Genomic DNA, 10972 nt, shown 5'->3' on the forward strand with positions numbered 1-10972 from the left:
GCCGCTGAATGAAAAAATCTCTTTTCTGGTTGCTGGTACTGGTGCTCTCGCCTATTGCCGTGCTGGTGGTGATCACGCCGATGGACAGCCAAAAGCAGTATATTTTTGGCTTGCTGAGCATCGGTATTCTCTTCGTCATGGGTTTTAGTAAAAACCGCAGCGTTTCGGTCATTATGGTCGTGACATCGCTGCTAATGTCGACCCGTTATATGTATTTCCGCCTGACGCAGACCTTGCATTTTAACTCCACAATCGAGGCGATTCTGGGGATGGGGCTGTTCCTGGCAGAAGTCTATATCTGGGTGATGCTGCTGCTGAACTACCTGCAAACGGTGTGGCCGCTGAAGCGCGAAATCGTCCCGCTGCCGGATGACATGAGCACCTGGCCGACGGTGGATATCTATATTCCGAGCTATAACGAACCGCTTGATGTGGTGCGTGATACCGTGTTGGCCGCGCAGTGCATTGATTATCCAAAAGATAAATTAAAAATCTATTTACTGGATGATGGTAAGCGCAACGAATTTGCGGTATTCGCCGCCGACGTCGGGGTGGGGTATATCACCCGTAACGATAACAAACACGCTAAGGCGGGTAATCTCAACCACGCGATGACCCTGACCAACGGCGAGCTGATCTGCGTCTTTGACTGTGACCACGTTGCGACCCGCGTCTTCTTACAAGCGACGGTCGGCGGGTTCCTCAATGATCCGATGCTGGCGCTGGTGCAGACCCCGCACTACTTCTATTCGCCGGACCCGTTCGAGCGCAACCTCTCCGTGGGCCGCAATATCCCTAACGAAGGGATGCTGTTCTATGGCCCAATCCAGCAGGGTAACGATAACTGGAACGCGACCTTTTTCTGCGGCTCCTGCGCCGTGATTCGTCGCGCCGCGCTGGAGCAGATTGGCGGCTTTGCGGTAGAAACTGTCACCGAAGACGCCCACACCGCGCTGAAGTTCCAGCGTCTGGGCTGGAAATCGGCGTTCCTTGATATTCCGCTGGCGGCCGGTTTAGCCACTGAACGTCTGGTGGTGCACGTGATTCAGCGTACCCGCTGGGCGCGCGGGATGACGCAAATTTTCCGCCTCGATAACCCGTTACTGGGGCGTGGGCTGACGTTCCAGCAGCGTCTGTGCTACCTCAGCGCCATGCTTTACTATCAGTTTGCCCTGCCGCGCGTGGTGTTTGTTACCGCGCCGCTGGCTTACCTGCTGTTTAACCTGAATATTATCTACTCCTCGGCGAGCCTGATTGTCTCCTACGCGTTGCCGCATCTATTCCTGGCGATCTACGTGGGATCGCGGATGAACGGCCGCTATCGCTACAGCTTCTGGGGGGAAATCTACGATATCGTGTTGGCCTTCCACCTGGTGCTGCCGACGCTGGTGACGATGATTTTCCCCAAACGCGGAAAATTCAACGTGACCGATAAGGGCGGCCTGCTGGACGTTGGCTACTTCGACTTTACCGTCGTCAGGCCGCATCTGGTCGTTGCCTGCCTGCTGGGCCTGGGTGTAGTGGTCGGCATCGTCCGCGCTGTCGGCCACGACTATTTTGGTTCAGATCCTAACGTTATTGCGCTCAACGTTGGCTGGGGAATTTACAGCCTGATCTTCCTGCTGGCCGCCATTGCCGTGGCGCGCGAAACCCGACAGGTGCGCAAAACGATTCGTATCGATGTCGATATTCCGGTGCTTATCCACTACGCCAGCGGCATTGTCTCGCGTAGCCACACCGCCGACCTGTCGATGGGCGGCTGCCGCATTAGCGCGCCGGATAAGCGTCACCAGCAGGATGAGATTGAAGAGATTGAGCTGATTCTCCAGTCAGGCGCTATCTCGATTCCCGTCCGCCAGGTGACCGCTGACGATCGCTTTATTCGTCTGCAATTCGATGAAAACATTCCACTTTCACGCCGTCGCGAACTGGTGCGCGTGGTGCTGGCCCGCGCCGATGCGTGGATTAATCCGCCACGCCCGCAGGACAACCCGTTCCGCTCTTTCGTCACCATTTTGCGTTGTGTGTTTGAACTGTTCTGGCTGACGTGGAAAACGCGCCGCAGTCAGCGTCGCCAGCCGCCTGCTGCGAAGCCCGCGCAGGAGGATGGTCACCTATGAAACGTTTAACGACGCTTGCGCTACTGGTCGGAATGTTCTCCGCGCCTGCGCTACATAGTGAAGAAACGCCTGCGGACTCGTTGCCGCAGCTCAATTTCCCGCTGTTTAACGCGGGGGTCGACAGCGCGCCAGTTGCTGACCCCGCGCCTGCGGATGAATCGAATTCGTCGGCCGACACGGAGAATTCCGCGCAACCGGCTTCACTGCCCGCGATGCCGCCTCCGGTCACCCCCAGCGTACCTGATACGGTGCCATTAACCCCGATTGTGGGCGGGGACCTGAACCTGGTGCAGATGGGAATGCCGGACGGCATCATCCTCAGCGGCGGACAAAGCCAGGGCGGCGCTGATTTTACGTTGCCTTCCGATCAGGTGGTGACGCATGCCCAGCTGATGTTGGAGGTTAAGGTCTCGCCGGAGATGGCCACCCGTAACGCCACGTTGCAATTAATGCTCAACGGTCAGCCACTCGGTACCTTGCCGCTGGGAGCTGACGGGGAAGATATTTCACACTACCAGCTGGATATTCCGGCTGCGCTGATGGTATCGAGCAATAACCTGAGCTTTAAGATTAACGACGGCGACGCCATGCAGTGTCGCCTCGATATTCATGACACGTCGCGAGTGACGATTTTGCCCACCTCGCACTTTAGTTGGGAGAGTCAGCAGCTCAATATCAGCAATGATTTAAGCCACTTCCCGCGTCCGTTCTTCGACAGCATGCAGATGACCCCGGCGGATATTGCTATCGCTTACCCGGAAAAACCGACGGCGGACGTCTTCAGCGCAGCGGCGCTGGTGTCGTCATGGCTGGGTATTCAGGCCGATTATCGCGGTATTGCATTCGACGCACTGCGCGATCGATTGCCGGAGAAGCACGGCATTATTATTGGTCATCCCGGCGAGCAGGTTGGCGGCCTGACGCTGCCGCAAACCGATAAACCGTTGTTGCAGATCGTTGAGAACCCCGGCAACCCGGCCTATAAGCTGCTGCTGATCGTCGGCCAAAATGACGCTGCGCTGCGGATGGCGGCCTGGCGGCTGACTCGCGGCGATTTTGCCCCGCAGACCCCCAGCTTGAATGTGGATCCGCAGGCTATTCCGGTCGGCAAACCGTATGATGCGCCGCGCTGGATCCCAACCGATCGTCCGGTAAAAATCAGTGAATTGATCCGCCAGGATCAAAGCATGACCGTCAGCGGCGTGTGGCATGAGCCGCTGCGCGTGGCCTTCCGCGCCGCGCCGGACCTCTATCTGTGGGATGGCGAAACCATTCCTTTGCAGATTGGCTATCGTTTCCCGTCGGAAAACTGGATCAATGAGGATAAATCGCTGCTGAGCGTGACGCTCAACAATACTTTCCTTAACAACTTGCCGATGAACAAGCAGGGGCCGCTGGAGAAACTCTGGCGTCACATGGGCGGCGATGCGCGTCAGGAGCGTTTTACCATCCCGTTAGCGCCGTATCTGATTTACGGTGATAACCAGCTTTCGCTCTATTTCAATCTGGTGCCGAAGGATAACGCGCCCTGTGCGGTGCTGATGAATAGCAATATTAAGAGCCGAATCACTGATGATTCGTGGATTGATTTGAGCAGTACGCGACACTTCTCGCTGCTGCCCAATCTCTCCTATTTTGTCGGTGCTTCGTTCCCGTTCTCGCGGCTGGCGGACTACTCGCAAACCACCCTGCTGCTCCCGGAGAGGCCTTCGGAAACCCAGGTGGCGACAATGCTGAATCTGGCCGCCCGTTCGGGTAATTCGACCGGTAAAGCGCTGGCCAATAACCGCGTGGTGCTGGGTATTCCTGAAGGCGGTGCGAATTCGTCGTTGTTGCGCGATCGTGACGTACTGGCGGTGAGCTCGCTGGACCAGAAAGCGTTTAACCAGCGTCTGCTGGCCGATTCCCCCTATAACCCGGTTGATAATCTGCTGAGCGTGCGCGAACCGGCATTGTGGCCAAAAATCCAGCGCAAGCTGAGCGGTGACTGGGCTTCCGACGGTGTGGATGCTGACCGCTACTTCTCTTCCAGCAGCGCCTGGCGTGGGTTCATCAGCTACCGCTCGCCGTGGAACCCGAAGCGGGTGGTGGTGGTGGCGATGGCCAGCAACGACGATCAGCTATCGAAGCTGGAAGATGACCTTAATTCACCGCGTATTAACGCCGGTATTCGCGGCGATACGGCGGTGATCACCAGCGATAACGGTGTGCGCAGTTTCCAGGTCAGCACGCCGTTCCCCAGCGGTCAGATGCCGTGGTACATGATGGCGGTGTGGTATGCCAACCAACACTCCGGACTGCTGGCGGTGCTGGGGCTGATTGTTACGTCGATTCTGGGGCTGGCGCTGACCGCGATGTTTAAACGTCATGCCCGTAAGCGCCTGGGTTCGGGGGATAGCCAATGAAAAGAGTTAGCAAAATGAATAACAAGGCGGCCCGTCAATTCACAACGCTGTGTCTGTCCGGTGCGCTGACGCTTGGCGCGTTTGGCGAAGCGCAGGCGGCAGGCAACGATGCGGCGCTACAGGCGCTCTTTGCACAAGCCAACTACTGGCATGAAAAGTCCCACGACGAGCTGGCGATGGAATCGCTGCAAAAAGTGTTGTCGGTCGATGCCAACAACACTCAGGCGCTGTACCTGATGGCGCTCTGGGCGCAGCAGGGGGGAAATCTTCAGGCGGCGGCCCAGTGGCGAGCGCGGCTGGAGAAAGCGGCACCTAATAGCCCCGGATTGCAGGATTTAGACAGCGCTAAAAAAATGGCGCAGGTGCCGCAGGGGCAGCTCAATCTGGCCAGGCAGCAGGCGCGGAGCGGCAATGTCCCCGCCGCGCTGGCGACCTGGCGGAGCATGTTCAACGGCAACACGCCACCGTCGGGACTGGCGGCGGAATACTACATGACGATGGCCAGCGATAAGTCGCTCTATCCGCAGGCGCTGAGCGAGCTGCGTCAGTACGTTGCACAGCATCCGCAGGAAAACGGGCCGCGCGTGGCGTTGGGCAAGGTGCTGACCTGGCGCGAAGACTCCCGCCGGGAAGGGATCTCCATGCTGGAGCCGATGGCCAGCGGCAGCAAAGAAGCCGATAGCGGTCTGCGTCAGGCGCTGCTGTGGATGGGGCCGCAGGCGGGTGATGAGCCGTTCTATGATACCTGGATGCAGCGCCACCCGCAGGATACTGAAGTACAAAACTATTTTCGCGAACGGCGCAGTGGTCAGGCGCGTGGGCAGGGTTACTCTGACCTCAACAGCGGTAATACCGCTGCGGCGAAGCAGCAGTTTGAACAGGTTCTGCAAACCAACCCTCAGGATGCGGACGCGCTGGCAGGGATGGGCTATATCGCCCAGCGCAGTGGTGATTTTCAGGCGGCTTCTCAGTATCTGAGCCGGGCGGCGGACCTCGGCGGCGATGCTTCACAAACCCGGCGTCAGCAGGCGACGGATGCGCTATTTTACGGCCAGCTCGCCCAGGCGCAGCAGGCTTACAAGCAGGGTAATATCAGCCAGGCGCTGGCGATCTCCGCACCGCTGGCGCAGCAGGGCGGAACGCAAGGGACGGCGGCGAAGCTGTTTCGTGCTGACGTTTTACGCCACAACAAAGACCTGCCGCAGGCTGAGCAAACGCTGCGTGCGTTGCTCAACGAGCAGCCGCAAAATGGCCCGGCGCGGGAGAATCTCTACTACGTTCTGCGCGATCAGAATAAAACCGCAGAAGCGCAGACGGTGCTGCGCACGCTGCCGGAAAGCCTGCAGCAAAAACTACAGCCGCGAGTGGTCACCGGGATGCCGGGGGATTCGCTGCGCCGGCAGGCACAGGAACAGGCCAGCAGCGGCAACGTGGCGGGCGCAATCGCCACGCTACGCCAGGGTGTCTCCCGCTATCCGGACGATACCTGGATGCGTCTCGACCTGGCCCGGTTGCTGCAAAAATCGGGTAACGACGGCGAAGCAAACTCGATTATGGCCGCCGCTTATCGCCCCGGCGCCAGCAGTAATTCGCTGTACGCCGCCGCGCTTTTTGCCAGCGAGAACGGCGGCTGGCAGCAGGCGCAAACGCTGCTGGCAAGAATTCCTCCCGCTAGCCAGACCAGCCAGATGCGTGATCTGCATCAGCGGGTGAACTACAACCTGCAGCTGGCAACGGCGCAAAGCTATCTGGCGCAGGGTAACACCGTTGCGGCCTCCAATACGCTCAGGGCGATGGCCGCAACGCCGCCAAAAGCCCCGGCGGATGTCGGAAAACTGGCACGCCTGCTGGCTCAAAGCGGCGATGTCACCACCGCGGTATCGCTGGTGCGCAACAATATTAACGGCGGTATCTCGGGCAATGCCGGGGATTACGCCGACCAGGTGACAGTGCTTAACCAGGCGGGCCTGACCAATGAAGCGCAGAGGCTGCTAACCAACCCGCAGCTACAGGCGAGCAGTACGCCGACGCAGCTGGCCAGCATTCGCAACGGTTACGTGATTAACGAAGTGGATCATCTGCGTGAGCAGGGCAACTACGCGGCGGCGTATGACAAGCTGATGGGCGCGATGCAAAGCGACCCGCAAAATACCGACCTGATGTTCGCTATGGCGCGTCTCTATCAGAGCGGCAAAATGAACAAAGAGGCCGGGGTAGTCTATGACTATCTGATGACCCGCGATACGCCGACCCAGGATGCGCGCAGCGGAGCGATTGATGTCGCGCTGTCGGCGGGTGACAACGATCGGGCCGAACAACTGGCGGGCGGACTGCGTCCGGATAACTCGCCTGACCGTTTGCTGCTGCTGGCGCGCGTCGCTGAATCGCAGGGGCATCACCAGCAGGCGATGACTTACCTGCGCAGCGCGCGCGGCAGGTTGTTGGGACAACAGAGCAGCAATAGCGCGCAAACGCCCACCGTGGGCGGCGTGCTGGCGGCAGATAACCCGTTTATCGGCGTTTCTCGCACCCCCACGACAACGCGCAGCGCTTCCACCTACGGGCAATATATGCCATGGCAGGTTTCCCAGGTCTCTACGGGGGAAGGCAGCACGCTGCCGGGGATCCAGCGTCCTGACCTGCCGGTTGAAACCGCGCAGACCCGCATGCTGCGCCAGGTGGATACCATGATGGAGACGTTGCAGGAAAAAACCGGCACCTGGCTGCAGGGCGGCATGGAAGTCCGCGGTCGCGATGGCGAATCCGGCACCAGCAAGCTCACTGAAATGAAAACGCCGCTAACCTGGTCCTCCTCACCGTTTGGTGATTCGCGTTTCGACTTTACCGTCACGCCGATTACGTTGAATGCCGGTACGGCAACCGGCGACGCCTGGCGGCGCTACGGTGCAAACCCGCTTTCTAATGCGGTTTCGAATATGGTTTCTACCGCCACCAGCGAACAGGCGGCGATTGCGGCGATGACCGATACCGAGCGCACGACTTACTTTGCCAGCAATCCGGGGGCGGAGGCCTTAAGCGATCTGGGTACGCTGAATGCCTCAGATTTTAACGCCACTACCAGTAGCGGCATGGAGAATCTGGCGAAACTGGGGACCTATGACTCCGGGCAGGTTGCCAGCTATCTGTCTTCTTCAAACCTGAAACCTAACGTTGATCAGGCCAGCGGCTCGACGGATTCGCAGAAGGCGAACGGCGTGGAACTGGCGCTGGCGCTGAGCGGCGATCAATACCGCGTCGATATCGGCAGTACCCCGCTGGGTCAGGATCTTAATACTGTCGTGGGCGGCGTGAAGTGGTCGCCGAAGTTGACCAATTATCTGTCGCTAATTTTCACCGGCGAGCGTCGTTCGCTGACCGATAGCCTGCTCTCTTACGTAGGCCTGAAGGATTCCTACTCTGGCAAAACCTGGGGGCAGGTGACCAAAAATGGCGGCACCCTGCAACTGAGCTATGACGATGGCGATGCGGGTTTTTACGTCGGCGGCGGAGGCTATAGCTACCTTGGTCAAAACGTCGCTAGCAACACCAGCATTAACGCCAACGCCGGGGTTTACCTGCGGCCTTATCACGATGAGTATCGTCAGTTGCAAACCGGGTTGAGTATGAGCTGCATGGATTACTCGAAAAACCTGAGCTACTTCACCTATGGGCAAGGGGGTTACTTCAGCCCGCAGAACTACGTTAGCGTGTCGCTGCCGGTCAGCCTGACGGAAAAATATGATAACTGGACGATGAAGCTCGGTGGCTCGGTGGGCTACCAATCTTACAGCCAGGATAAGAGCGCTTATTTCCCGACTAACTCCGAATGGCAGCAGACGCTTGAGACCGCGGTGACCAATGGTTTTGCCAAAGAAGCCTACTATTCAGCGACGTCGAAGAGCGGGATCGGCTACACCCTACGCGCCGGAGCGGATTACAAAGTCAACAAACAGATGTCGCTCGGCGGCCAGATTGGCTATGACACCTTCGGCGATTATAACGAAAGCACCGCCGGCCTCTATATCCGCTACATGCTGGGAGACAACTGATCATGACGGAGAATAATAATGCGCTGGTGACGACCTGGTTTCAGCAGCAGCAAACGCCTGCCGGATGGTTCGATCTGCTGCTGATTATGGTTGATGGCATGGTTAACAACGCTGGAGAACTGGAGAGCCAGCCCTTCCTGCGTCAGATGGGGGAGGCGTTGGCTGATGAGCATCCGTTGCCGGAATCGGAGACGGTCGGGCAACTGGAGGCCAATATCAATGCTCAGCTGAGCCGTTTCCAGTGGGGGCTTGTCACCGTTGACGTTAGCGACGATGGCCTGCGATTACGCCATCAGGCGCTGCCGGTGAGCCGCGATGAAGCGCGTCGCGTCCGCTGGTGTAATGCATTTTGTGCCATACTCGAGGGGCTTTATTCCCGCTGGCTACAGGGGCAGGGCGGTGGTGCGCACGTTGTATTACAGCGCGAGCGGCTGTTTTCGGTCTCTGACGTTCAGTTTCTTTACTTCCATCCATAACGGGTGAATTTATGTCCTTGCGTGCTTTAGCTGCGGTCGTGGTGACGACGGTAATGATGCTTCCCCACGCGTGGGCCGATACGGCGTGGGAAAACTATAAATCGCGTTTTATGATGCCTGATGGGCGCATTGTTGATACTGGCAACGGCAATGTGTCGCACACTGAAGGGCAGGGTTTTGCCATGCTGCTGGCGGTAGCGAATAACGATCGCCCGGCGTTTGACGCGCTATGGCAATGGACCGATAAAACGCTACGTAACAAAGACAATGGGTTGTTTTACTGGCGCTATAATCCGGTGGCACCCAACCCGGTGGCAGATAAAAACAACGCCACCGATGGCGATACGATGATTGCCTGGGCGCTGCTGCGCGCGCAGCAGCAATGGCATGAAAGATCCTACGGCACGGCCTCTGATGCTATAACCGCTTCGCTACTCAAACACACGGTGGTCACCTTCGGCGGGCGTCAGGTGATGCTTCCTGGCGCGAAGGGATTTTATCTCAACGACCATCTCAATCTTAATCCATCCTACTTTATCTTTCCGGCCTGGCAGGCCTTCGCCGCGCGTACGCATTTGACCGCCTGGCGAAAGCTGCAAACCGATGGCCAGGCGCTGCTGGGGAAAATGGCGTGGGGGAAATCGCAGCTTCCCAGCGACTGGGTCGCCTTAAGAGCTGACGGCAAGATGGAACCGGCAAAAGAGTGGCCGACGCGCATGAGCTACGATGCGATTCGCATCCCGCTGTATGTCTACTGGAATGACCCGCAAAGCAGCCTGCTGACGCCGTGGAAAACCTGGTTCCGGAGCTATCCGCGTCTGCAAACGCCGGCGTGGATCAACGTCAATACCAATGAAGTCGCACCGTGGTTTATGACCGGCGGGCTGCTGGCGGTGCGCGATTTAACGCTTGCTGAAGAACAGGCCGAAACCCAGATTAGCGCTCAGGATGATTACTACTCCGCCAGCCTTAAGCTGCTGGTGTGGCTGGCTAATAAAGACCGCCAATAAACTGTGGAATGCGCCTCGCATGATGGATAAAGGTGAGGTGCTGGCATCAGGTCCGGGCAGTAGAATCGTCGACAAGCCGGGGTTGCCCGGTGAGGCGCAATGTTGCGGGGGCTTGAACCCCGGCGGCATAGATGAATTGGTTGCTGGAAAGAGAAAACCCCCGCACGTTGTTTTGTAAAAACCTGGCAACGTTTCGGGGGCTAACCTCGCATCTAGACAATTCGAGGATAGCCGCGAACGGTTGCCATTGCAACAAAGGCGGCTGTATGACGCTCGCTCAGTTAGGCCTGGTGCTCTGGGACGATCTGGCGGCTCCGGTGCTGGCTGGCATTCTTGTCAGTATCATCGTGGGCTGGATGGATAGCCGGAAGTAACCGGCCTGTGGGTATCAGTCTGCCTTGAATGGCAGCATGCGCCCGGACGGGGCCGCAGGGGTAAAACTCTGCGGCCTTTTTCGTTTATTGCAGCAACCCAAAACGATACTGGAACGCGCCTCGCACGGTGCGTAATAGTGAGATGCTGGCATCAGGTCCGGGCAGTAGAATCGTCGGCAAGCCGGGATTACCCGGTGAGGCGCAATGTTGCGGGGGCTTGAACCCCGGCGGCATAGATTGACTGGTTGCTGGAAAGAGAAAACCCCCGCACGTTGTTTGGTATAAACCTGGCAACGTTTCGGGGGCTAATCTCAAACCCTAACAATTTGAGGATAGCCGCGAACGGTTGCCATTGCAACAAAGGCGGCTGTATGACGCTCGCTCAGTTAGGCCTGGTACTCTGGGACGATCTGGCGGCTCCGGTGCTGGCTGGCATTCTTGTCAGCATCATCGTGGGCTGGATGGATAGCCGGAAGTAACCGGCATGTGGGTATCAGTCTGCCTTGAATGGCAGCATGCGCCCGGACGGGGCCGCAGG

Annotated in this window: 7 protein-coding genes; all 7 read left to right on the forward strand. The window is 58.2% G+C overall.

Features of this window, described 5'->3' with window-relative positions; translation table 11 throughout:
* Window positions 1-8: 8 nt before the first annotated feature.
* The 7 genes from bcsA to HV213_RS01375 all read left to right on the forward strand — a co-directional run bounded on the left by bcsA (window position 9) and on the right by HV213_RS01375 (window position 10913).
* The gene (gene bcsA, locus HV213_RS01345; RefSeq protein ID WP_110276219.1) at window positions 9-2120 is read left to right on the forward strand and encodes a UDP-forming cellulose synthase catalytic subunit; all 2112 of its coding nucleotides are present in this window, start codon (window positions 9-11) and stop codon (window positions 2118-2120) included.
* On the forward strand, window positions 2117-4525 hold the full coding sequence (gene bcsB, locus HV213_RS01350; RefSeq protein ID WP_181484521.1) for a cellulose biosynthesis cyclic di-GMP-binding regulatory protein BcsB: 2409 nt from the start codon (window positions 2117-2119) through the stop codon (window positions 4523-4525). The genes bcsA and bcsB overlap by 4 nt, the downstream gene beginning before the upstream one ends.
* On the forward strand, window positions 4522-8574 hold the full coding sequence (locus HV213_RS01355; protein ID WP_181484522.1) for a cellulose biosynthesis protein BcsC: 4053 nt from the start codon (window positions 4522-4524) through the stop codon (window positions 8572-8574). The genes bcsB and HV213_RS01355 overlap by 4 nt, the downstream gene beginning before the upstream one ends.
* The gene (gene bcsD, locus HV213_RS01360; protein WP_167492845.1) at window positions 8574-9050 is read left to right on the forward strand and encodes a cellulose biosynthesis protein BcsD; all 477 of its coding nucleotides are present in this window, start codon (window positions 8574-8576) and stop codon (window positions 9048-9050) included. The genes HV213_RS01355 and bcsD overlap by 1 nt, the downstream gene beginning before the upstream one ends.
* An 11-nt stretch (window positions 9051-9061) precedes the next feature.
* Window positions 9062-10060, forward strand: coding sequence for a glycosyl hydrolase family 8 (locus HV213_RS01365; protein WP_181484523.1), 999 nt, complete (start codon window positions 9062-9064; stop codon window positions 10058-10060).
* A 266-nt stretch (window positions 10061-10326) separates the two neighbouring features.
* Window positions 10327-10434, forward strand: a complete 108-nt coding sequence (locus HV213_RS01370) for a type I toxin-antitoxin system toxin Ldr family protein (RefSeq protein ID WP_181484524.1) — start codon at window positions 10327-10329, stop codon at window positions 10432-10434.
* Between the two features lie 371 nt (window positions 10435-10805).
* Window positions 10806-10913: a type I toxin-antitoxin system toxin Ldr family protein gene (locus HV213_RS01375; protein WP_181484524.1), complete on the forward strand. Its 108-nt coding sequence runs from the start codon at window positions 10806-10808 to the stop codon at window positions 10911-10913.
* Window positions 10914-10972 lie beyond the last annotated feature (59 nt).

The organism is Klebsiella sp. RHBSTW-00484, from assembly GCF_013705725.1.
GTDB lineage: Bacteria > Pseudomonadota > Gammaproteobacteria > Enterobacterales > Enterobacteriaceae > Klebsiella.